Below are 23,620 nucleotides of genomic sequence, written 5' to 3'. Positions count from 1 at the left end.
TTTTTCACCAGCTACCTCTGCTTATATTCGACCTTTGACGGCAGGGAGTTAGCATTAAAGCTATACAAGTATGTGTGCGTCCGAGGTTTTGCCGCTGTACAAATAACAAAGTTTGATCAATTGATGTATTTTTAATAAATATTCATGCGCAAGATTTCCCGACTTGATATCTCCTTCACTCATCGAACAAATGACCTTCACTGGTCGCGGTAGGAATGCAGTCGCCTATCCCCCCCCCGCATAGATCTGTACGTGCGGAATTACCGCATACTGTTGCCGCTGACCGAAAACTGACCCAGTAGAGGCTGTTCTGCCGACTGAAAACTGACCCAGGTGTTCAACTGCTTCTGCTCACTTTTCGAGCAGGAGAACACAGGGTGATCAGCATGGAAATGTTGGGAAAAATCCGGCGGATGTACTTCCGCGACAAGCTCTCGCTGCATCAGATAGCCAAGCTTACCGGGCTGTCGAGAAATACCATCCGAAAGTGGGTCAGAGCGCCCGAAGCTACTCAACCGGCGTACCAACGGTGCGCAATCTTCAACAAACTCAGCCCATTCCACGACACGCTAGAACAGGCGCTGAAAGCCGATTCGTTCCGGGCGAAGCATAACCGTAGAAGCGCCAAAGCACTTTTCGAACAGATTAGGGCCGAGGGTTATGACGGCGGCTACAGCCAGCTCACGGGGTTTGTGCGCACTTGGCGAGGTGAGCAAGGCAAGTCTTTACGTGCTTTTGTGCCACTGACTTTTGCTCTGGGTGAGGCTTTCAATTTGACTGGAGCGAAGAAGGTCTGCTGATCGGCGGCCTATTTCGACGCATCCAGGTCTCCCACATGAAGCCGTGTGCCAGTCGCGCGTTCTGGTTGGTTGCCTATCCCAGCCAAGGCCACGAGATGTTGTTCGACGCCCATACGCGCTCGTTTGGAGCGCTTGGCGGAGTTCCGCGTCGCGGTATTTACGACAACATGAAAACCGGCTGTCGACAAGGTCAACAAAGGTAAAGGCCGCACGGTGAATGCCCGGTTTGCTGTCATGTGTGCCCACTACTTGTTCGATCCCGACTTCTGCAACGTAGCCTCCGGCTGGGAAAAAGGGCATCGTCGAAAAGAACGTACAGGACAGCCGGCGGCGTATCTGGCTCGATGCTCAAAACTGCATGTTCCACACCTTTGAAGAACTGAATATCTGGCTCGGTCAACGCTGCCGGTCACTCTGCAGCGAGCTGGTGCATCCGCAGTACAACGGGCTGACGGTGGCCGAGGTCTTGGAGCTGGAGCGGGTCGAAATGATGCCGATGCCGACAGCGTTTGATGGCTACATCGAACGTACCGTGCGGGTCTCCAGCACCTGCCTAATCAGCGTGGCGCGAAATCGCTATTCAGTACTATGTGAGCGCGTCGGCCAGTGGGTTAGCAGTCGTCTTTATCCATCCCGGATCGTGGTCATCGCCGATGAAACGGTGATTGGCAGTCACGAGTGCCTCTTTGATCGAGATCAGGTCAGTTTTGACTGGCAGCATTACATCCCGCTTAACGAACGCAAGCCCGGCGCACTGCGTAACGGCGCGCCATTTGCTGATCTACCGAAGCCGTTGCTGCTTATCAAACGGGGACTGAGGCGTCACACCAACGGTGATCGAATCATGATGCAGGTACTGGCTGCTGAACCTATCGACGGTCTCGAACCGGTGCTGGTTGCGGTGGAGCTGGTGCTTGAGTCGGGAAGTCTGAGCGCCGATCACATCCTCAATGTCCTTGCCCGCCTGACCTCCACGGCACCACCTCCCTGCGTAGAAACCACCCTGCAATTCAAGGTGGCGCCTGTTGCCAATACGGCTCGCTACGACCAGCTCCGTACGGCAGATGAGGAGAACCGCAATACGTGACTTAATGACAGAACTCAAAGAACTGCGCCTGCACGGCATGGCCAGTGCCTGGGACGAACTGGCCTCTCAAGGAACCGCCTCGACGGCTTCATCGAAGTGGCTGCTGGAGCATCTGCTTCAACAGGAACAGGCGGATCGCGTGGTGCGCTCGGTGAACCACCAGATGAACATGGCAAAACTCCCCATGCATCGTGATTTAGCCGGCTTTGACTTCAGCGCTTCCAGCGCTGATGCCCGGTTCGTCGGCGATCTATCCAGCTTGGCATTCACTGAGACCGCGCAGAATGTCGTGTTCATTAGAAAGACCCACTTTGCCTATTACCTGCCAGGAGTCGGTACGCCTTTCAAAGAAATTGGTGAGTTGACAGAGTCCAGCGAAGGCAAAAGCTTTGCAATGGGTGGAGAAGCCCGCATTCATTGGGCCATGTTGAACTTATACAATGCTATCCATCGCTCTTTTTATAAGTCAGACCTTCTCCAAGAAAGCGAAATGAAAATCCTGGTTACCAAAGACCTCAGCACTTATTTCCGTCACGCCATTGAGGAAAAGGAAGTACGTCGTATTTTTATCAGCATCAATCAGCGCTTGATGAAAGCCATGCAATATGAACGGCCACGCATCACCCAATTGCACCTCTCGGTATTTGGTTTTTCCTGTAGTGCCGCCGAAGCCGTGTGTTTTGCAATTGGATTCAAGACATGTGTGGCGGTGTGATCGGCGAAGCCAAAGTCAACATCCGCTTTCTCGGCCTTTTTGACACGGTGGCCTCGGTAGGCATTGCCGACTCCTCCCCAATCGGTCGCGGCTTCCTGGACTGGGCCCATAACAACTTGGCCATCAAGGCCGGCCATGAGATCGGCCGTTCGTTCCCGCTGTCCACGGTAAGCGATGGCGGTAGCTGGCCGGCCAATACCCGCGAATATGTTTACCCCGGCACACACTCGGATATCGGCGGGGGATACGGCCCCGGCGAACAGGGCAAGTCCCTCGGCGGTCGCAGCACACTGATGTCGCAAATCACCTTGAATGATATGTACGAGGAAGCGTTCACAGCGGGAGTCAGGTTGATTCATCGCTCACAAATGGACGAACGAGCGGAAAAGGATTTTGCCATCGACCCCGCCATGCACGCCGCCTTCATGGCCTACACCGACTGGACCCTCGAAGCTAACGAGCAAAAAGAAAACCTCGCCGGTAGCCGCCGTGGCGTAGTGGAAAGCCGCATGCACACGCAGATGCAGCACTACTGGCGCTGGCGTGCCAGCAAACAAACCGATACTCAGTTCAAGGCTATGCACAGCTGGGCCAACGCCAATCCACAGGACCGACAAGACCTCTGGGAAGCCGAACTCGACTGGCGCACCGACGTCGAACAGGCGCGCAAGGCCCATGAACCGATTATCGAGGAACGCTACATGCCCGGTGTCGGCATGACCCGCCAACCCAAGCCCGGTATACCCAGCCAAACCCAAAGCGATTTACTGCGCATAGTCAACGCCAACACTTCGATTCCGCCCTTGGTGGATGAATTTTTCGACCGTTATGTTCACGACTCCCACGCGGGATTCTGGCTGTTGGGGCCGTTAACCCAATGGGACAAGAAAGTCTTCGTCAACGAAATCCGCAAAAAGAAAGATGCCTACGAGCAACTGATGGCCCTGTCTCGCATCACAAAAATAAACGCCCATCAGTACGTGCGGGCCGCCAACCACTATGCGCTCAACCACTTTGAGCAACGCGTCTATGACGCCAACAGCCCGAAAGCAGACTCGACTGCTGCACCTGTGATCCCAGTGATGAGCGACACTGACGCCCCGGACCTACGCGACAACATGGGCTTCGCAGGTTTGGTAGTGGAGCACGGCATGGGCAGCGGCACCCGCCGCGAAGCCAACGGGTCGGGGCAATACCGACGCATATTCGATCATGACCATGAGGTGCTGTCAGTCATCGATGAAGCCGGGCGGCACTTGGGGCAATGGACCGAAGAGCTTCAGGAAAGGGCCACGCACGTTATCGATGGCGCTGGAGCCTTGACGGATCGGATCAAGGACAGCGCCAGCGGCCTCCCAGGTAAGGTTGTCGAAGCCACGCGGCAACGTGCAGAAGAGGCCATAAAAAACCAGCTGCCCAACGGCTTGCCTCCGGTGCGCTGATCTTTTATGTTCTAATGAAACGGATTGGTCAGGAAGTGCTGGTGTACTTCATCAATGGCGATATCGACCGCCCGATTATTTCCAAGGCGCTGTACAACGGCCGTGGCGAAGGCGGCGAGCGTCAACTTCCCTTCCGTGAATGCGTCGCGGTGCTGCACACCAGCCTTACAGGTGTGTTCTAGTACTGGCCGTTGATCGCCAGTGCCAAGTGGAGGATCGTTGATGGACACATCAATGATCCGATGGCAACTGAGTGACCCCTCCTCCAGACAGACGAGGGCAGCGAGCTACCGACTAACGGAAGTTACCTGAGATCCCCGTTCGATTCCCATCTTTCATAAAATACAGAGACAAATCTGCTGGAATTTCTCCTCCCCTTCCTTTCAAAACCATCCCCACTATTGATACCTTTTTGTCCGAACGTTCAAACAAAAAAATCTCACGAAACTACAAGATTCAACGTAATAACTTCCGTAAATCGTCCCGCATCCAGACGCGCAAATTACCTGGCCAAAAGGATACTTTTAGGGATAGAGGCGCCCGAAGCGATGGAAATAATTGTTTATTTTCAAAAGCATATGCTTCTGTTCGATTCCGGGTTCGGGCACCATCTCTTGTTCCATGGGCAGCCAGTAACGTCCATGAAGCCTTTTAAAACCCGCCCCAGGTCGGGTTTTTTCGTTTCCATCCTCAGAGCCCCCCTGGCCTGACGGTACTTTCCCTGTGCAAATCAACGCTTGCCAATCTCCAGACGGGAACGATGTGTAGCCTGCCTCGCACCCTCTACTGATCAGCAGCCGACCGGCCCAACAAAAATCCCTACGCAAAGGTAGGGATTTTTTGTGCCGGGAGGCTCATCAATTGTCGGGGTGTTCCCGCGCGACTGAATCGGCAGCATCCACGTCAGACATATCCTCTTCAAGCGGTGCCTCGTCGTCTGGCGGGAGCGGGATATTATCCTCGTCATGCCTTGGATCATGCCCGGTCTCGTTGTCTGTGCCGCGGGTCACGTCCTGTTGTGAAATATTCCCTGGGGCGTTTTCATTGATGTCCATACGGGTTCTCCATTTGTAGGCTCGGGTTATCCGCGCTTATTGTTCAGAGACGGCACGGCGTCTGGAGTGCCCGGCATTAGACGAATGGCGAAATATAAAACCAGGGTCAAACCGGTGGTTGCGGGATAACGCGCCAGAGGTGTCTATGCTGAAGCGACACGCCGCCCCTCTATCATCAACCCTATCGGAGACCCGACATGAATCCAAACGCCACAGCCCTTGTCCTGATCGAGTTCCAGAACGACTTCACCACGCCAGGGGGCGTGTTTCATGACGCCGTCAAAGACGTCATGCAGCAGTCCGACATGCTGGCCAACACCGCAACCACGGTGCAACAGGCACGCAAGTCGGGCGTAAGGATCATTCACCTGCCAATCCAGTTCGCCGATGGCTATCCCGAACTGACCACGCGTGACTATGGGATTCTCAAAGGCGTTGCCGACGGCAGCGCGTTTCGCACAGGCAGTTGGGGAGCCGAAATCACCGATGCGATTCCCCGTGAAACCAGCGACATCCTCGTGGAGGGCAAGCGCGGGCTGGATGGGTTTGCAACCACGGGACTGGACTTGGTGCTGCGCAACAACGGCATCCACAACCTGGTAGTGGCAGGGTTCCTGACCAACTGCTGTGTCGAGGGCACCGTGCGCTCAGGCTATGAAAAAGGCTACAACGTCGTGACCCTGACCGATTGCACGGCGACATTCACCGAAGAACAGCAAAAGGCTGCCGAGAACTTCACCCTGCCGATGTTTTCCCAGGCGTTACGGCATACCGAGTTCCTGGACGCATTGAGCGCCAAGTAGAAAAAAGGGGCGACTGATCAATCAGTTGCCCCTTTTGCTTGATGCCCGTTATTGCGCTCAACCGTTCAGCGTCAACCCCGGATAAGCCTGCACCGGCACCTTGTGCCGCTGCGGTTGCTGCCGTGCAAGCTGCGCCCGGACCTGCGCGACCGCATCCAACACGCGTTGCGCCCACTGCTCGTCTTCCGGGTCGACGACCACCACGCGAAAACCATGGTCGACACCTTCAAGCTGCACACCCTCGGAGTCATCGACGTGCAAGTCGATGTCGAAGGCTGGTGGGAATTTCGACGGTGTGCTCGTCAGCCCACGCTCGGTGAGAGCCTGGTTGTGTCGCACGCTGTTGACGACGCCGTCCACATGAATGCCGTACAGCAGCAACCAACGACGGATGTAGGACGGCGTACGACCCGACGAGGTGTAGACCCACACACTGCAGCCCTGGCGGCGCAGCTCGCGGGTCAGGGACCGGGTGCCGCTGCGCAGCGGCTCACCCAGCCAACGGTGCATACACGCCGGCAAGCGGCTGTGTTCGGTCGCGCTGTGGTGCAGCTGGCAGGCCAGCGTGTCATCGATATCGAATGAGATACGGATGCGTTGACGCTTGAACACCTGCTTGATTGTGTCGAGCACGGGGTACCTTCCCATCATTGATTTCCCTGATACACAGGCACAGGTGTGTCGCTCAGGAAAAACTCCATTGGATCAGGGGCCTTGTCTTCCAGGAACGCGGCATATTTTTTCTTGATCTTCGGTAATTCGTACAAAGCCATGACGCCATGCTTGGCGGAGTTACGTATGACCGAGGACGGGTTGAAATAGCCCTCGGCGTTGTCCAGCGTCAGCACAAACGGTGGCAACCCCTCGCGCATCAACAGGTAGCTGACGATCAGCGAGCCACTGCGGTGGTTGCCTTCAATGAACAACTGCGGCTTGCTGAGCACTCGCACATACACCCCGGCGGCCCGCTTCCACACCGACTCGCTGTGGTGCTTGCAGTACCAGTTGTACAAGTCCTTGATGCCACCTTCGACATTATTGAAAAAGTGCACTTCGGTGGCCGCCAGGTGCTGGGCGTATTCACGCCGGCGTCCCGGGTCTGTGCCGCACAGCACGGTGGCGTTGATCTCCAGCATCAGGTTCAACTGCTGAAGGTCGAACAGATCCACACCGCGCGCAACATAGTCGTCAATCAAGGCGTAGCCTTCAAGCACATTCTGCAACACTTCGTCCGTCAGGGGGTCGCGTGGCTCGGTAAAGTCCCGGCTGAGCTGGGCAAAACGGCTCTGGACCTCACGCAGGGCGCGTTCGATGGCGAGCAAATCAAGACGACGTGTTGCAGTCATTGGCAATCCTGAAAACGGAGAATGGCGGGTCAGCTGAACTTGCCGCTGATGTAGTCCCCGGTCATTTGTTCGCGCGGGTTTTCGAAGATCTGCGTGGTCGCGCCCATTTCCACCAGGTAACCGGTACGGGTGCCCTGGGAGATGTCCACCGAGAAAAACGCAGTGGTATCGGCCACACGAATCGCCTGCTGCATGTTGTGGGTGACCAGCGCGATGGTGTAGTCCTTTTTCAACTCGACCATCAGTTCTTCGACACGGCGTGTGGCGATGGGGTCGAGTGCCGAGCACGGTTCGTCCAGCAACAGCACTTCCGGCTCGGTGGCGATGGCGCGGGCGATGCACAGGCGTTGCTGCTGGCCGCCGGACAGCGAGAGGCCGCTGACCTTGAGCTTGTCCTTGACCTCATCCCACAGCGCAGCGCCTTGCAGGGCGTGTTTGACGCGGTCGCCGAGGTCGCCTTTGTAGCGGTTCAGGCGCAGGCCAAAGGCCACATTGTCGAAAATGCTCATCGAAAACGGGTTCGGCTGCTGGAACACCATGCCGATGTAACGGCGCACGACTACCGGGTCAACGCCCTTGCCGTACACGTCCTGGCCGAGGAAGTGCACGTGGCCTTCGAAACGGAAGCCCTTCACCAGGTCGTTCATGCGGTTGAGACTACGCAGCACCGTGGATTTGCCGCATCCGGACGGGCCGATGAAGCCGGTGATCTTGTTTTTCTCGATCGGCACATGGCTGTCACGCACCGCCATGAAGTTGCCGTAGAAAATCTTGTCCAGCTTGCAGTCCATGACCACAGGCGACTGGGTGATAAACGGAGCGGCTACTTGCGCAGTTGACATGTTCAAAATTCAGATGCTCCCGTTCTTAGTACTTGGGCTTGCCGAAAATACGGCTCACGATATTCACGACCAGCACGATCATCACCAGCACCAACGAAGCCGCCCAGGCAAGTTCGAGCTGGTTGTCGAACGGCATGCCGGAGAAGTTGTAAATCAGCACGGCCAGGGACGCCGTCGGATTCATCACTGCCAGGCTGCCGTCGTGGTAGATCCAGTAGTTGCTGAACAGCGCGGTGAACAACAGCGGTGCGGTTTCGCCGGCGGCGCGGGCCACGGCGAGCATGACGCCCGTGAGGATCGCGGGCATGCCGGTGGGCAAGACGATTTTCCAGATCACCTGCGAGCGGGTGCAGCCCATGCCGTAGGCGGCGTCCTTCATGATCTTGGGCACCATTTTCATCGACTCTTCAGCCGTGAGTACCACGATCGGCAGCATCAGCACGGCCAGCGCCACGCCACCGGCCGGGGCCGAGTATGTGCCGGTAGTCATCACCACCAGAGCGTAGGCGAACACACCCGCCAGGATCGATGGCAAGCCGGTGAGCATCTTGGCGGCAAAGCGCGAGGCGTTCGCCAGCTTGCTGTCCGGCCCCAACTCCGCGAGGAAAATCGCCGCCAGGATGCCGACCGGCACCGCGATGGCGGCGGCAATACCGACCATCACGAAGGTGCCGGCCATGGCATTGCCAAAACCGCCGCCAGTCTCGAAACCGGTAGGTGGCAATTCGGTGAACACTTCCAGGCTCAGGCGCGCACCGCCACGGGTGATCAGCATGTAGAGCACGGAAATCAGCGGCACGCTGGCCAGCAGCGCGCCGAACCACACCAGGGTGGTCAGCACCAGACTGCGCAGGGCACGGCCTTCGAACCGGCGCTGCAGGCTCGGCATCGCCGTCATAGGCGTAGAAAGGTCAGTCATTATTTAGTCCCCCGCTGGGCGTAGACCATGATCATCGAACCGATGATGTTCACCAGCAGCGTGATGAACATCAGCACCAGCGCGGCGTACATCAACACTTCGATCTCGTTGGGGCCGGCTTCGGGGAAGTTCAGCGCCAACAGGGCCGCCAGGGTGTTGGCCGGCGCAAACAGCGACAGCGAAATGTTGTTGGCGTTACCGACCAGCATGGCCAGCGCCATGGTTTCACCCAGGGCACGACCCAGGCCGAGCACCAGGGAACCGAAAATACCGGTCGCAGCGGACGGCACCATCACCTTGAGAATCGCTTCCCAGTGGGTAGTGCCCATGCCGTAGGCCGCTTGCTTGGTTTTCATAGGCACTGCGGTGAGGGCGTCCTGGGAAACGGCGGCGATGGTCGGCAGGATCATGATCGCCAGCACCAATGCAGCCGGTAACAGGCCAGGCCCGCTGAGGGACGTGCCGAAAAAAGGAATCCAGCCGAGTTCGCTGTTGAGCCACGCAGTGAGCGGGCGGATGGCCGGGATAACCACATAAATGCCCCACAGGCCGTAGACCACGCTGGGGATGGCGGCGAGCAATTCGACGATGGTGCGAAACACCGCTGCCAGTTTTGCCGGCAGGAAATCCTGGGTGAGGAAGATCGCCATGCTGACGCCGAAAAAACCCGCGATCAGCAACGCGATAAGGGCGCTGTAAAGTGTGCCCCAAATAGCTGGCAGAATGCCGTACTTGCCTTGGTTAACGTCCCAGACACTGCCGAACAGCACGTCGAAACCGTGCTTTTCCATGCCGGGAAGTGCCTTGCGCCCTACTTCGAAGACCAGCGCGAACACCAGCGCCAGCACCAACACCACGCCTATGCGTGCAAGCGCACGGAAGGTACGGTCAACCAGGAAATCCTTCGTAGAGGGTGGCTGGCACGCAGAATCCGGGTTGACCGGTACGACAAAGGGTTTGTTCATTGGTTGATTCCGGAACAAGGGGGGATCGCTCCCGACATGGCTGACGGCCCATGCCGGGAGTGGCCTGGCGAGCCTTACTGGATGTTGGCGGAAGCTTTGCGCACTTGATCGACAACCGATGGAGGCAGTGGGATGTAGCCCATCGAGTCGGCGATTTTCTGACCTTCGGTCAGGCTGTACTCGACCATTTCACGCATGGCTTTGGCTTTGGCTGGGTTGCCGTTGTCCTTGCGGAAGATCATCCAGGTGTAGGAAGTGATCGGGTAGGACTTGGCGCCATCCGGATCCGGCAGCCAGGCCACCAGGCTTTCCGGCATTTTCACCGCAGCCAGGGCTTCGGCGCCGCTTTCGGCGTTCGGTACCACGTATTTGCCGGCCTTGTTCTGCAGCTGGGCAAAGTCAACCTTGGCCAGTTTGGCGAAGCCGTATTCGATGTAACCGATGGCACCCGGGGTCTGGCGCACGGTGGCGGTCACGCCGTCGTTCTTCGGCGATTTGATGAACTTGTCGCTGGCGGGCCAGTTGACGGTGTTGCCTTCGCCCAGGTCTTTCTGGAACTCAGGGTTGATCGCTGCCAAGTGCTTGGTGAATACCGCAGTGGTGCCGCTGGAGTCTGCACGCACGACCACAGTGATCGGCAGATCCGGCAGTTTCAGGCCTGGGTTGGCGGCAGCGATCTTCGGATCGTTCCACTTGGTGATCTTGCCCAGGAAGATGTTGGAGTAAACGTCGCGCGGCAACTTGAGCGCTTTAGGATTGCCCGGCAAGTTGAACGCCAGCACGATTTCACCCGCCGTCATCGGCAGCAGTTGCACGCCTTCGGCCACCTTGGCGATGTCTTCGTCTTTCATGGCCGAGTCGCTGGCGGCGAAATCGACGGTTTTATTCAGGAAGTCCTGTACACCCGCACCGCTACCCTTGGACTGGTAGTCAACGGTGACGCCCTCGCTCTTCTTGCTGAAATCCTTGAACCAGGTGAGGTAGATCGGCGCTGGGAAACTCGCACCGGAACCGGTCAGACGGATGCTCTCGGCAGCAAACACCGAGGTGGCACTGAGAGAAACCGCAACGGCGAGTGCAGCAGACTTCATCAGACGTTTCATTCAGGAAAATCCTTGTGAATTACGGGCTGGGGAACTCTGCAACAATCTTGTTACGGTTTTATGAATGTGGAATGGCAAAACGCCTGGTTGTCCCCCTCTCCCGCCGCAATCCGGCATTTTGACGTCATTGGTTAGTAACAAATTGAGACTAAGACGTTGCCACGGTCCACGTCCTCGATCGAAGGCGCCCTGCCCGCGCCGAATGACCGCGAACAGACCCAGTGGTACTTCCGGCGCTATGTCTCACGCCCGCCAGCCGGCGGAGCTGATCATGCCGCAGCTCTCCTGAATCAGCTCGCTCCCGCCATTACACGGGCGAGTTGCTCACCACCCGCAGCGCCAGGCCCTCATAGGCATCCAGCGTAATCGTAAACTCGCCCTGAGCCGTCAAGTCACCCTCGACCCGCTCATTGATGATGTCCACCACCATGCCCGCGCCAATATCCGGTAAATGCAGGATTTCGGTGATGGGCGTGGCACCGAAGTTCAACGCGGTGATTTGGATGCCTTTGCCGGCGGGCAATTCGTGGACCATCACCAGCAGCCCCGGGTTTTCCACTTCCGGCACCTGGATCTGGCGGCTGGCGGCGATGTCGTAGGCACGGCGCACCGCGAGGATTTTTTGCAGCTGCGAGGCAAACGACTCGGGGTCCTGCAATTGGCTATTGAGGCTGCCATACAGGCTTTTCGAGCGCGGCATCTGGCCTGCGGACAATTCGGCGTCCGGGTTCAAATCCACCAGGTCATAAGCCCCGCGATGAATCCAGCGCGTATCGCCGTCCTGCATCAAGTGTTCAACCTCTTCGGCCGCCAGCGGCAGCGCACCCACCAGGTCCCAACCCGACAAGGCAAACACCCCCGGCTGCATGGCGTTGTACATCACCAGCAGCAAATGGATCTGGCGGATCTGCTGGATATCCGCTTGGGTGATGGCGTCCAGGTCTCGGATGCCCAATGCCGCCGTGATGATGCTGGCGGTGGTGCAGGACACACCGTTGGTGACGAACTTGAGGTTGTACGGTGCCTGCTCGCCCGTCAATCGCTCATACATCTGCTCACGGATATGCTCGCGCAGGATATTCCCGGGAAAGGTCTGGCCCTGGTACAGGAACGTGTCATGGGCATGCAAAGTCCAGAAGTGCACCAGTTCCAGGGTCAGTTCATCGTGGTTCTGCAACGCGTGGATCAGTGAGCCGGGGTCGATGCCCTGGCGGTGCATTTCGCGCAGCATCAGGCGCAGGAACTCGGCGTCGCCCATCAGCAACGCGTGCTGGTAAGCGGGACGGGTGATGAAGTCATAGGACAGGTCGGCGCCGCCATGGGACATGGACGCGATGTCATCCACGGTGAGGTTCAACTCCTGGAAACTGAAACCGCCCGCCTTGCGAATCGCCCCGCCCAGCAACTGGTTGCCGGTGATCGACAGCGGATGGCTTTCGGACCAGGCCGTACCGTCCAGCTTGCGCTCCACGCCGAGGAAACCGTTGGCGTCCAGGCGCAGGATCTTCGCGCCCATCACATCGATGGCATGCAAAGCGTCGCCGATGATCATCTGCTGTGCGGCAAAGGTCGGGTCCAGCCAGTTCAGCGATGGCTGGCCTTCCTTGAAGTAATGCAGGTACACCCAGCGACGCGGCTTGCCATCCACGCCCAGCACCACGTCCGTGGCGCTCCAGTCGGTTTCCTTGACGCCGGGCTCGAAGAAGATCACCCGCTGCAACTGGCCGACGATGTAGTGCTTGTCGCGCAAGGCATCGACCTGCGCCGGGCTGAGGTTCTGCGCATCGCGCCCTTCGGCAACGTCGGGCAGCAACGACCAATCTTCTTCGCGGATTTCCACCATGTGGTACAGGCCGGGATAGTCCTCGTAGGCCATCTCGGCCAGGCGGAAGTCCGCGCCCTTGCCGGTGTGGGACGGGATCACATCGTCGATGATCACCGCATTGTGCGCCGCCGCCATGCGCGTCAACGCCTGCAACTGCGCCTCGGTGCCCAGCTGCGGGTCGATCTCGAAACTGATGCGGTCGAAATTGCCGTCGATGGTCGGCGTGTGCTGCATGCCGTTCAGGCCGCCGGATTTTTTCAGCGGGCCGTTATGGATGCCCTGGATGCCGATTTTCGACAAAGCATGCCACAGCGCCTCATCCCCCAGCGCCTCCAGCACCGTGCCGCCTTCGCGGGTCACGATTGATGCCGGGTACGCGGTAAACCATACCGACGACAGCGCCGAAGCGTCCCGGGGGCGGGTCTGCGCGTAAGGCTGCTGCCACAACCGGCCCTGGCCCGAATAGAGCTTGGCGCGCTGGCGGGCCGCGTGCAGCATCGATTGGTCCACCAGCCAGTTCACATGGTTGTTTTCAGCCGCGGTCATAAGTCGGATACCTGTCGTCGTGCAAAGGTTACTCGTAAGCATAGGAGCCACAACCGGAGGCATTCGTTGCATTGCAATGTGGCCGACTACGCCAACTGACGATACTGCCTCGGGGTAAACCCCGTAGACGCCTTGAATTGGCGGGTAAACGCGCTGTGGTCGGTGTACCCGCACTGCAGCGCGACCTCGGTGATCGGCAGGTCGCTGTGCAATAACCGATGGGCGTGTTCCAGCCGTACTTTCTGGATCATTTGCCGGGGGGTGAGGTGGAACACGCGCTTGCAGTAACGCTCCAGCTGCGCCACGGAAATCCCGGCAATGCGCGTCAACTCACCGAGGGTGACGCGGCGGTTGAAGTGCGTGCGGATATGCGCGTCCACGGCGGCCAGGCGTTGGTAGGCGGGGTGACTTTCGCTGGCGGTTTGCAGGTCGACCGAGATGCCGGCCAGGCCGATGATCGCGCCCATGTGGTTGTACAGCGGCCACTTGTGGGTCAGGCACCAGCCGGGTTCACGGGTGCCATACAGGTGCAGTTCTAGCTGGTCTTCCAGCACAAAGCCCTGTTCCAGCACGCGTCGGTCCTGCTCGGTGTAACCCGGCCCCAGTTGTGCGGGGAACACTTGTGCGCTGGTCTTGCCCAGCAGCGGTTGCAGCTGCTTGAGGCCGCAGCGGTGCACCAGGGTGCGGTTGGCGAGGACATAGCGGGCCTGGGTGTCCTTGATGAAAATCGCCGCGTTGGGGATCACATCCAGCATCGGCAGGAGCTGCACCACGCCGGCCAGGAGCTGCTCGATGCTGTGGGGCCGATGCGCCTCATTCCCTTGGCACAGGGCCGCAAACGCAGTCTGCAACATGACTTTCGATCCCCGTTGAGTGCCTCGACGCACGCAGATTGCCCGATGCCCGGCGCCCTGTCGAGCCACGAAAACTGTGCCGATTTCGTCATCGATGTCGGCAAAAAACATCAATCGCGCCGCCGGCTGTGAGTTCACTGTATGGCCACTGCATGCCTATCCAATAACTCACAAAAAGGCGACGCTATGTCAGGTCAAGGCAAGTTCAAGAAACAACTTTCATTGATGGACCTCACTTTTATCGGGGTGGGGGCCATCTTCGGTTCGGGTTGGTTGTTCGCAGCCAGTCATGTGTCGGCCATTGCCGGCCCGGCAGGGATCATCTCCTGGCTCATTGGCGGGTTCGCGGTGTTGCTGCTGGGCATTGTGTACTGCGAGTTGGGCGCCGCACTCCCCCGCGCCGGTGGCGTGGTGCGCTATCCGGTCTACTCCCATGGCCCGTTGCTGGGCTACCTGATGGGCTTTATCACGCTGATCGCGTTTTCCAGCCTGGTCGCCATCGAAGTGGTCGCCTCGCGCCAATACGCGGCGGCCTGGTTTCCCGAGCTGACCAAGGTCGGTTCCAGCGACCCGACCACCCTCGGTTGGCTGGTGCAGTTCGCCCTGCTCTGTGTTTTTTTCGCGCTCAATTACCGCAGTGTGAAAACCTTCGCCATCGCCAATAACCTGGTCAGCGTGTTCAAGTTCATCGTGCCGTTGCTGGTGATCGGTGTGCTGTTCACCTTCTTCAAACCGGCGAACTTTCAGGTGCAGGGCTTCGCGCCGTTCGGCCTGTCCGGGATCGAGATGGCGGTGTCGGCCGGCGGGGTGATTTTTGCCTACCTGGGGCTGACTCCGATCATCTCGGTGGCCAGTGAAGTAAAAAACCCGCAGCGCACGATTCCGATTGCGTTGATTCTTTCGGTGTTGCTGTCGACTGCCATCTACGTGCTGCTGCAAACCGCATTCCTCGGTGGCGTACCCACGCAGATGCTCGCCAACGGCTGGGCCGGGATCAGCAAGGAACTGGCGCTGCCTTACCGGGATATCGCCCTGGCACTGGGCGTGGGCTGGCTGGCCTACCTGGTGGTGGCGGATGCGGTGATCTCCCCCAGCGGCTGCGGCAACATCTACATGAACGCCACGCCGCGGGTGGTGTATGGCTGGGCGCAGACCGGCACGTTCTTCAAGATTTTCACGCGCATCGATGAGAAGTCCGGCATTCCGCGTCCGGCGCTGTGGCTGACGTTTGGCTTGTCGGTGTTCTGGACCCTGCCATTCCCGTCCTGGGAAGCGTTGATCAATGTGGTGTCCGCCGCGTTGATCCTCAGCTACGCGGTGGCCCCGGTGACCGTCGCCGCACTGCGCCGTAACGCACCGCAGATGGCGCGGCCGTTCCGGGTCAAGGGCATGGCCGTGCTCGGTCCGCTGTCGTTCATCATCGCCGCGCTGATCGTGTACTGGTCCGGCTGGGGCACGGTGTCCTGGCTGCTCGGCCTGCAAATCCTGATGTTCGTGGTGTATCTGCTGTGCGCGCGCTGGGTACCGACCGCGCACCTCAACCTCAAGCAACAGGTGCGCTCGTCTGCCTGGCTGATCGGCTTCTACGCAGTGACCATCCTGCTGTCCAAGCTCGGCAGTTTTGGTGGCATCGGTGCGATCGGCCATCCGCTCGACACCATTGTGGTCGCGGCTTGCGCACTCGGCATTTACTACTGGGGCGCCGCCACTGGCGTGCCAGCTCACTTGGTTCGGCTGGAACATGAAGCCGATGAAAGCGAAGCGGTTGACGAGCCTCGCGCCCCGCTGACGCCCGCGACCTACTGATTCAGGAGCGTTTTATGAAGCGATTGCATGTGATCGACTCCCACACCGGCGGCGAACCGACGCGGCTGGTCATGAGCGGTTTTCCGGCGCTGGAGGGCGTCACGATTGCCGATCAGCTGCACCACCTGCGCACCGAGCACGACCAATGGCGCCGCGCCTGCATCCTGGAGCCACGTGGCAATGATGTGCTGGTCGGTGCGCTGTACTGCGCGCCGGTCACGCCGGGCGCCATCTGCGGAGTGATCTTCTTCAACAACGCTGGCTACCTGGGCATGTGTGGCCACGGCACCATTGGCCTGGTCGCGTCCCTGCATCACTTGGGTCGCATCGCGCCAGGCGTGCACACGATCGATACCCCCGTCGGGCCGGTCGCGGCTACCCTGCATGAAGACGGCGCGGTGACCTTGCGCAATGTTCCTGCCTACCGCTATCGCGAGCAGATCGCAGTGCTCGTGCCCGGTCACGGCATAGTCCATGGCGATATCGCCTGGGGCGGCAACTGGTTTTTCCTGGTGTCGGAGCATGGCCAGCGCCTGCAGATGGACAACGTCGACGCCCTCACCGACTACACCTGGGCAATGCTCAAGGCCCTTGAAGACCAGGGCATCCACGGCGCCGACGGTGCACTGATCGACCACGTCGAACTGTTCGCCGACGACGACCACGCCGACAGCCGCAATTTCGTGATGTGCCCCGGCAAAGCCTACGACCGCTCGCCCTGCGGCACCGGCACCAGCGCCAAGCTGGCCTGCCTGGCCGCCGATGAAAAACTCGCGCCCGGCGAAACCTGGGTGCAAGCCAGCATTACCGGCAGCCAATTCGAAGGTCGCTACGAATGGGACGGCGAACGCGTGCGCCCCTTCATCACCGGCCGTGCCCACATGACCGCCGACAGCACCTTGCTGATCGACCCGCAAGACCCTTTTGCCTGGGGCATCTGAGCCCTCCCCCGACTGGAAACTGGAGTGATAAAAATGAGCGACAACATCTTCACCGGCTGCATCCCTGCCCTGATGACCCCGTGCACCGCCGAACGCAAGCCGGACTTCGACGCCCTGGTCGCCAAGGGCCGCGAGCTGATCGATATCGGCATGAGCGCCGTGGTGTACTGCGGCTCCATGGGTGACTGGCCGTTGCTCACCGAAGCCGAACGCCAGGAAGGCGTGGCACGGCTGGTGGCGGCCGGTGTGCCGACCATCGTCGGCACCGGCGCGGTGAACAGCCGTGAAGCCGTGGCCCATGCGGCCCACGCCGCCAAGGTCGGTGCCCATGGCTTGATGGTGATTCCGCGTGTGCTGTCCCGGGGTGCCTCCGCCACTGCACAAAAGGCGCACTTCTCGGCGATCCTCAAGGCCGCGCCCAACCTGCCGGCGGTGATCTACAACAGCCCCTACTACGGCTTCGCGACCCGCGCCGAGCTGTTCTTCGAACTGCGCCGCGAGCACCCGAACCTGATCGGTTTCAAGGAATTCGGCGGCGGTGCCGACCTGCGCTACGCCGCCGAACACATCACCTCCCAGGACGACAACGTGACCCTCATGGTGGGTGTCGACACCCAGGTGGTGCACGGTTTCGTCAACTGCAATGCCACCGGCGCCATCACCGGCATCGGCAACGCGCTGCCTCGGGAAGTGCTGCAACTGGTGGCCCTGAGTAAAAAAGCTGCCAAGGGCGATGCCAAGGCCCGTCGCCAGGCGCGTGAGCTGGAGGCCGCGCTGGCGGTGCTGTCGTCCTTCGACGAGGGCTGCGACCTGGTGCTGTATTACAAGCACTTGATGGTGTTGAACGGTGACCAAGGCTATGCCCTGCACTTCAACGAAACCGACGCCCTCAGCGATGCCCAGCGTCGTTACGCAGAGCACCAGTACGCCCTGTTCCGCCAGTGGTACGCCAACTGGTCGGCGGAACAGAACGTCGCCTGACCCTTCGCGCGCCGCTGCGACGCTCGCAGCGGCCAACCTTCTTTTATCCAGGAAATCCCCATGACTCTGACGGGCAAGATGCTGATCGGTCAGCACGCCACTGCCGGCAATCGCGAAGCAATCCAGGCGATCAACCCCGCCACCGATACCGCCTTGGAACCGGCCTACCTCGGCGGCAACGGCGAGCATGTCGCGCAGGCCTGCGCCTTGGCGTGGGCGGCATTGGATGTCTATCGCGAAACCTCTTTGGAAGTGCGCGCCACGTTCCTTGAGACCATCGCCGCGCACATCGAGGCCCTGGGCGATGAGTTGATCGACCGCGCCGTCGCCGAAACCGGCCTGCCTCGCCCCCGCATCCAGGGCGAACGAGGGCGCACCTGCGGGCAACTGTGCACCTTCGCCCGCACCGTGCGTGCCGGGGAATGGCTGGATGTGCGGGTCGATCACGCACAACCGCAACGCCAACCCCTGCCTCGCCCAGACCTGCGCCAACGCCATATCGCGGTGGGCCCGGTCGCGGTGTTTGGCGCCAGCAACTTTCCACTGGCATTTTCCGTGGCCGGCGGGGACACCGCCTCTGCGCTGGCTGCCGGTTGCCCGGTCGTCGTCAAGGCCCACGGCGCGCACCCGGGCACCAGTGAACTGGTGGGGCGTGCGGTGGCGCAGGCGGTCAAGGCGTGCGGTCTGCCGGAAGGTGTGTTTTCACTGTTGTACGGTTCGGGCCGTGAGGTGGGCATTGCGTTGGTGACCGACCCGCGCATCAAGGCCGTCGGGTTTACCGGCTCGCGCAGCGGTGGCCTTGCGTTGATCCAGGCAGCGCAGGCACGGCCGGAGCCGATTCCGGTCTACGCAGAGATGAGTTCGATCAACCCGGTGTACCTGTTTCCAGCAGCGTTGGCAGCCAGGGCTGAAGCATTGGCCCAGGGTTTTGTGGCGTCGTTGACCCAGGGTGCGGGGCAGTTCTGCACCAACCCAGGGTTAGTGATTGCAGTACAAGGGCCTGCCCTGGATCGCTTCATCAGTGCCGCCAGTGGGTTACTGCCGAACTGTGCGGCGCAAACAATGCTGACACCCGGCATCGCCAGTGCCTACACGTCAGGCATAGACACACTGACGGGACACGCCGAGGTTGTCGCACAGGGTTCGGCGACTGAAGGTCCCAACCAGGGCCAGGCCCACCTGTTCGTGACCCAGGCAACTGCGTTCTTGAGCAACGAACACCTGCAAGCCGAAGTCTTCGGTGCGGCTTCATTGGTTGTGGTGTGCGCGAATAACGAAGAAGTGCGCCGGGTATCCGAACATCTGGAAGGCCAACTCACCGCCACGCTGCACATGGATGACGACGATGTGCCAAGCGCTAGGGCCCTGCTGCCGGTGCTGGAGCGCAAGGCTGGCCGCCTGCTGGTCAATGGCTGGCCGACTGGCGTTGAGGTGTGTGACGCCATGGTCCACGGCGGCCCCTTCCCCGCCACCTCGGATCCGCGCAGCACCTCGGTGGGCACAGCGGCCATCCAGCGGTTCTTGCGCCCCGTGTGCTATCAGGACTTCCCCGACGCGTTGTTGCCGGATGCGCTCCAACAGGGCAATCCGTTGCGGCTGCGGCGTTTGCTTGATGGCCAGAGAGAGGCATAGGCCATGTCCGATCCCGATATCGTCGTAGTCGGCGCCGGCATTATCGGCGTCGCCTGCGCCCTGCAACTGTCGCGTCAGGGCCGGCACGTGGTGGTGGTCGATCAACAGGAACCCGGTATGGGCGCGTCCTATGGCAACGCCGGGCACCTGGCGACCGAACAGGTGTTCCCGATTGCCGACGTGTCGATCCTCATGCGCTTGCCCGGCATGCTGCTGGACCCCATGGGCCCGCTGCGCCTGGATTGGAAATACCTGCCGCGCGCCGTGCCCTGGTTTGTGCGGCTGCTGTTGAACCTGCGTCCGGCGCGCTATCAGCGTACCGTCGCGGGTATTCGTGCGCTTAACGAAGGCAGCCTGGGCGCCTGGCAGCGCCTGCTGACCAGCATCGGACGCGCGCACCTGCTGCGTGAAGACGGGTCATTGTTGGTGTACGAACGAGCGGACTCACGCGACGCGCTCCGGGCCTTGCAGCAGCGCATGCAAGCGCAGCAGGTGCCCGTGACGTTCTGGACCGCCGATGCCATACGCCAGGCTGCGCCGCAGTTGAGCGAGCACATCCAGGGCGGGTTGTTTTTTCCGGGCACCGGTCACTTCCTCGACCCGTTCCAGGTGGTGTGCGAACTGGTCGAGGCCGCCAAGGCCAGTGGCGTGCAGTTCCTCAAGCGCCAGGTACTGGATGGGCGGCTTGACCAACACGGCGTCTCCCTCACCACCGCTCAGGGCCCCCTGAGCGCACGCCAGGTGCTGATTGCCTGCGGCGCCCACTCAGCCAGATTGACCGCTGCCCTGACCGGCAAAAAAGTCCCGCTGGACACGGAACGCGGCTATCACCTGATGCTGCCCCACGAGCCGCATCGCCTGCCGTTTGCCGTCACTTCCCTGGAACGAAAATTCATCATGACCCCCATGACCGACGGCCTGCGCCTGGCCGGTACAGTGGAATTCGCCGGCCTTGACCGCCCGGCGAATATGCAGCGTGCCTGGCAGTTGCATCGGTTGAGCAAGGGGTTGTTTCGGAATGACCTGAGTGCAGAGGGGGCAACACCGTGGATGGGGTTTCGGCCGTCACTGCCGGACTCGTTGCCGGTGATTGACCGGGTGTGTGACGGGATGGTGCTGCTTGCGTTCGGGCACCAGCATCTGGGGTTGACGCAGGCGGCGGTGACGGCGGAGATGATTGGGGAGTTGGCGAGCAAGGGTCAAACTCCGTTATTCACGCCTTATCGTCTGGACCGATTCTGACCAACGCGTTTTTTGCGGTGAGTTGCCTGTTGTGGCGAGCGGGCTTGCCCCGCGTTGGGCTGCGCAGCGGCCCCAATAGAAAACACCGCGGCCTGTCAGACAGCACGCGGTGTTCGTTTTTAGGGCTGCTGCGCAGCCCAACGCGGGGCAAGCCCGCTCGCCACAGCTAGTCCGCTGGTCACACAAGCGGGGGGCTTAATCATGGGGTTTGAGCAGCCGTGCTGTAGAGTGCATCAGCCATTTCCTCAATTTCATCACGCATACAAAGCTTGTCCAGCCAACCCGTCGGGATGCCTTGCACGCCGTAATATGCACCCGCCAACTGACCAACGATGGCGGCAGTAGTGTCAGCGTCGTCACCCAGGTTCGCGGCAGCCAACACCGCGTCGGCGAAGCTGTCAGTATGTTTTACGCACCACAGCGCCGCCTCCAATGACGCCACGGCGTAACCGGAACCCGTTATCTGCGCACGGGTCTTGTTGCAATACTCCCCCTGGGCAATCGCTACGACCTTGGACGCAGAAAGGCCCGCGCAAGAGATATTCAACAGGTGCACCTTCGTTGCTCCACTCAACGCGATACCGATGGCTCTCGCCAACACCACACAACACTCGATTGCCTCTTGGGCTCCGTGAGTCGTACGGGAGCTTTCTCGGGAAAAGTCATCAACGCTTTGCAGGTTTGGAAAGTAAAACAGCACCAGCGGCGCGAGGCGCATCATCGAACCGTTGCCTGCGGAAAAAGGCTCTGTTGAACCTGCAAACGGATCACCTTGCGACTCAAACGCCGTGAGCGCCGTGCGCACGGTCATGCCTATATCAAAGCAGTCACCGGTAGAGCTCAGGTAGCCCCACTTCCACCAGTTCAGGTATCGCCCCATCTGGTCAGCGGCATCAAAACCACCTTTACGCAACAAGCTTTCTGCAAGGCACAACGCCATCGAGGTGTCGTCTGTCCATTGGCCCGCTTTCAGGTTGAACGGTCCTCCTCCAACCATGTCAGTGACCGGTGTGAATGTGCCGCGAGGCATGAATTCAACAGTGGTACCCACTGCGTCGCCACAGGCCAAACCCAGCAGGCTGCCGCGGTAACGATCCAAAAGCGTGAGAGACATTTGTCATCCTTGAAAGAGAGTGAGTCAGTCAGCACTTTACTTGACCAACCGCTTCTCCTTCGAGGGGCGATAGCCGAAATACGAGCTATAGCACTTGCTGAAATGGCTCGGCGACACGAACCCACATGCCACCAGCACCTCCACCTGCGACAACTCGGTGTGCTGCAACAGCCGCCGCGCCTCGGTCACGCGCAGTTCCATGTAGTACCGCTGCGGGGTGGTGCCCAGTTGTTCCTTGAACAAGCGCTCCAACTGGCGCCGCGAGCGGCCGGCGTAGACCGCCAGTTGGTCCAGCTCCAAAGGTTCTTCGAGGTTGGCGTCCATCAGTTTCACCACTTCACGCAACGGCGCACTGACGCTGACGTTTTCGGTGGGTTTGATGCGGCGGTAGCGGGACTCTTCGAAGGCCAGGATGTCTTCGATGCCTTCGACGAGTGCCTTGTCATGCAGGCCCTTGATCCAGTCCAGCGCCATATGGAAGGCCCCGGACGGGCTGGAAGCGGTGAGGCGGTCGCGGTCGATCACGTAGGGTTCGCTGGTGACGTGGGTCGCCTTGGAGACTTCCGCCAGCGCCGGACGGTGTTCGGGGTGGATGGCGCAGCGATAGCCTTGCAGCAGGCCGGCACGGCCGAGGAACCAGGCGCCGTTCCACAGCCCCGCAAGGCTGATGCCCTGTTCGGCGGCGGTGTGCAGCAGCTGGATGAAGGCTTCGCCAGCCTTGAGTTCGGTACGGAAACCGCCACAGATCACCAGCAGGTCCAGGTCGTGCAATGCTCCGGCATCCAGGCGCGCATCGGGGCGTATCACCAGGCCCAGGTCGCTGATGACTTCGCCATCCTCACAGCCGAAGGTGCGTGAGGCGAACAGGTCGGGGCGCAGCAGGTTGGCGGTGACAAAGGTGTCGAGGGTCTGGGTGAACGCCGGCAGGGAGAAATGTTCAAGCAACAGGAAGCCGACGCGGGTGACCGACGCCGGCTGTTGGGTTTCGTTGAGGTAGCGCAGGTTCTTGCCTTTCATGCCACCGCTGAATTGACGTCTTTGCATCGAGGGTTGGCCCACTCTTATTGTTGAGGTCTTTGAAAAACCGGCCATTAAGGGCGAACACTGTAGCTGTGGCGAGCGGGCTTGTCCCGCGTTGGGTTGCGAAGCGACCCTGGAAGGGGGAATGCGGTGAATCAGGCATTCTATGGCTGCTGGTTTTGGTGCTGCTTCGCAGCCCAACGCGGGACAAGCCCGCTCACCACAAAGTAGTTATCGCCAGGTCTTTGAAAAACGGCCATATCTGGCTGTTACCACGCCTTAAGGGCGAACACTGCAACTGTGACGAGCGGGCTTGCCCCGCGTTGGGTTGCGAAGCGACCCTGGAAGGGGAAATGCGGTGAATCAGGCACTCTGTGGCTGCTGGTTTTGGGGCTGCTTCGCAGCCCAACGCGGGGCAAGCCCGCTCGCCACAGTGTACTTATCGCCTGTTCTACTTAAAGACTTGGCTACCTCAGGCGCTGATCCTGAAACAGCCACACGCGCTGAAAGCCCCCGGCTGAACAGCGGCAAGCGCATCTGATACGGTTTTTTCTTTGCTATCTGCGTCTGTATCGAAACGCC

The 23,620-nt window shown here is 60.0% G+C and carries 20 protein-coding genes and 2 pseudogenes; 11 read left to right on the top strand and 11 right to left on the bottom strand.

Annotated elements, in window-relative coordinates:
* Positions 1-386: 386 nt before the first annotated feature.
* From istA to AC3WP7_RS27740, 4 genes and pseudogenes are all read left to right on the top strand, one after another.
* Positions 387-1,887, top strand: a pseudogene (gene istA / locus AC3WP7_RS27755) (IS21 family transposase).
* Positions 1,880-2,602 carry an ATP-binding protein gene (locus tag AC3WP7_RS27750; protein ID WP_371917395.1) on the top strand — a complete coding sequence of 241 codons (723 nt, stop codon included), beginning with the start codon at positions 1,880-1,882 and terminating at the stop codon, positions 2,600-2,602. The pseudogene istA and the gene AC3WP7_RS27750 overlap by 8 nt, the downstream one beginning before the upstream one ends.
* Positions 2,599-4,044 (top strand): phospholipase effector Tle1 domain-containing protein, encoded by a 1,446-nt coding sequence (locus AC3WP7_RS27745; RefSeq protein ID WP_158243792.1) that lies wholly within the window; start codon positions 2,599-2,601, stop codon positions 4,042-4,044. Before AC3WP7_RS27750 ends, AC3WP7_RS27745 begins: the two co-directional genes overlap by 4 nt.
* A 14-nt stretch (positions 4,045-4,058) precedes the next feature.
* Positions 4,059-4,226 carry a hypothetical protein gene (locus AC3WP7_RS27740; protein WP_156682182.1) on the top strand — a complete coding sequence of 56 codons (168 nt, stop codon included), beginning with the start codon at positions 4,059-4,061 and terminating at the stop codon, positions 4,224-4,226.
* Positions 4,227-4,901: 675 nt separating this feature from the next.
* Here AC3WP7_RS27740 and AC3WP7_RS27735 read toward each other — a convergent pair.
* A complete protein-coding gene (locus AC3WP7_RS27735; RefSeq protein ID WP_071488211.1) occupies positions 4,902-5,099 on the bottom strand; it encodes a hypothetical protein in 198 nt (65 codons plus the stop codon).
* Between the two features lie 197 nt (positions 5,100-5,296).
* Here AC3WP7_RS27735 and AC3WP7_RS27730 point away from each other — a divergent pair, with 197 nt between their 5' ends.
* The gene (locus AC3WP7_RS27730) at positions 5,297-5,902 is read left to right on the top strand and encodes a cysteine hydrolase family protein (protein WP_093121050.1); all 606 of its coding nucleotides are present in this window, start codon (positions 5,297-5,299) and stop codon (positions 5,900-5,902) included.
* A 57-nt stretch (positions 5,903-5,959) separates the two neighbouring features.
* On the opposite strand, the gene AC3WP7_RS27725 is transcribed toward AC3WP7_RS27730, so the two are convergent.
* The 6 genes from AC3WP7_RS27725 to pstS form a co-directional block, all read right to left on the bottom strand.
* Complete coding sequence (locus AC3WP7_RS27725) at positions 5,960-6,550, bottom strand: hypothetical protein (protein ID WP_102593135.1); 591 nt, start codon at positions 6,548-6,550, stop codon at positions 5,960-5,962.
* Positions 6,550-7,248, bottom strand: a complete 699-nt coding sequence (locus AC3WP7_RS27720; protein WP_093513294.1) for a hypothetical protein — start codon at positions 7,246-7,248, stop codon at positions 6,550-6,552. The genes AC3WP7_RS27725 and AC3WP7_RS27720 overlap by 1 nt, the downstream gene beginning before the upstream one ends.
* Before the next feature lie 29 nt (positions 7,249-7,277).
* Complete coding sequence (pstB, locus tag AC3WP7_RS27715) at positions 7,278-8,039, bottom strand: phosphate ABC transporter ATP-binding protein PstB (RefSeq protein WP_217649954.1); 762 nt, start codon at positions 8,037-8,039, stop codon at positions 7,278-7,280.
* A gap of 76 nt (positions 8,040-8,115) precedes the next feature.
* Positions 8,116-9,009: a phosphate ABC transporter permease PstA gene (pstA, locus tag AC3WP7_RS27710; RefSeq protein ID WP_058427836.1), complete on the bottom strand. Its 894-nt coding sequence runs from the start codon at positions 9,007-9,009 to the stop codon at positions 8,116-8,118.
* On the bottom strand, positions 9,009-9,974 hold the full coding sequence (gene pstC, locus AC3WP7_RS27705; protein WP_092243790.1) for a phosphate ABC transporter permease subunit PstC: 966 nt from the start codon (positions 9,972-9,974) through the stop codon (positions 9,009-9,011). The genes pstA and pstC overlap by 1 nt, the downstream gene beginning before the upstream one ends.
* Before the next feature lie 74 nt (positions 9,975-10,048).
* Positions 10,049-11,077: a phosphate ABC transporter substrate-binding protein PstS gene (gene pstS / locus AC3WP7_RS27700; RefSeq protein WP_102593136.1), complete on the bottom strand. Its 1,029-nt coding sequence runs from the start codon at positions 11,075-11,077 to the stop codon at positions 10,049-10,051.
* A gap of 141 nt (positions 11,078-11,218) precedes the next feature.
* On the opposite strand from pstS, the pseudogene AC3WP7_RS27695 reads away from it, so the two are divergent.
* Positions 11,219-11,341, top strand: a pseudogene (locus tag AC3WP7_RS27695) (hypothetical protein); the annotation flags it as partial.
* A gap of 43 nt (positions 11,342-11,384) precedes the next feature.
* Here the strand turns inward: AC3WP7_RS27695 and treS are convergent.
* Entirely contained in the window at positions 11,385-13,448 is a 2,064-nt protein-coding gene (treS, locus tag AC3WP7_RS27690) for a maltose alpha-D-glucosyltransferase (protein ID WP_092243799.1), read from the bottom strand.
* A gap of 86 nt (positions 13,449-13,534) precedes the next feature.
* Positions 13,535-14,302 carry an AraC family transcriptional regulator gene (locus AC3WP7_RS27685; RefSeq protein WP_102593138.1) on the bottom strand — a complete coding sequence of 256 codons (768 nt, stop codon included), beginning with the start codon at positions 14,300-14,302 and terminating at the stop codon, positions 13,535-13,537.
* Between the two features lie 186 nt (positions 14,303-14,488).
* On the opposite strand from AC3WP7_RS27685, the gene AC3WP7_RS27680 reads away from it, so the two are divergent.
* The 5 genes from AC3WP7_RS27680 to AC3WP7_RS27660 are packed head-to-tail and all read left to right on the top strand — an operon-like array spanning position 14,489 to position 20,904.
* A complete protein-coding gene (locus tag AC3WP7_RS27680) occupies positions 14,489-16,108 on the top strand; it encodes an APC family permease (RefSeq protein WP_102593139.1) in 1,620 nt (539 codons plus the stop codon).
* 14 nt (positions 16,109-16,122) lie between these two features.
* Complete coding sequence (locus AC3WP7_RS27675; protein WP_093513299.1) at positions 16,123-17,049, top strand: 4-hydroxyproline epimerase; 927 nt, start codon at positions 16,123-16,125, stop codon at positions 17,047-17,049.
* A gap of 33 nt (positions 17,050-17,082) precedes the next feature.
* Positions 17,083-18,030, top strand: coding sequence for a dihydrodipicolinate synthase family protein (locus AC3WP7_RS27670; protein WP_093121057.1), 948 nt, complete (start codon positions 17,083-17,085; stop codon positions 18,028-18,030).
* Positions 18,031-18,090: 60 nt separating this feature from the next.
* Complete coding sequence (locus tag AC3WP7_RS27665) at positions 18,091-19,662, top strand: aldehyde dehydrogenase (NADP(+)) (protein ID WP_093121058.1); 1,572 nt, start codon at positions 18,091-18,093, stop codon at positions 19,660-19,662.
* 3 nt (positions 19,663-19,665) lie between these two features.
* Positions 19,666-20,904 (top strand): NAD(P)/FAD-dependent oxidoreductase, encoded by a 1,239-nt coding sequence (locus tag AC3WP7_RS27660; RefSeq protein ID WP_102593140.1) that lies wholly within the window; start codon positions 19,666-19,668, stop codon positions 20,902-20,904.
* 199 nt (positions 20,905-21,103) lie between these two features.
* Here the strand turns inward: AC3WP7_RS27660 and AC3WP7_RS27655 are convergent, their stop codons facing one another.
* Both AC3WP7_RS27655 and AC3WP7_RS27650 read right to left on the bottom strand, forming a co-directional pair.
* Complete coding sequence (locus AC3WP7_RS27655) at positions 21,104-22,018, bottom strand: ADP-ribosylglycohydrolase family protein (RefSeq protein WP_102593141.1); 915 nt, start codon at positions 22,016-22,018, stop codon at positions 21,104-21,106.
* Between the two features lie 36 nt (positions 22,019-22,054).
* On the bottom strand, positions 22,055-23,062 hold the full coding sequence (locus AC3WP7_RS27650) for a GlxA family transcriptional regulator (protein WP_102593142.1): 1,008 nt from the start codon (positions 23,060-23,062) through the stop codon (positions 22,055-22,057).
* Positions 23,063-23,620 lie beyond the last annotated feature (558 nt).

It is taken from the genome of Pseudomonas sp. FW305-3-2-15-C-LB1, assembly GCF_058787615.1.
The sequence above is the reverse complement of the archived record's forward strand: the minus strand, read 5'-3'. Positions and strand labels throughout refer to the sequence as shown.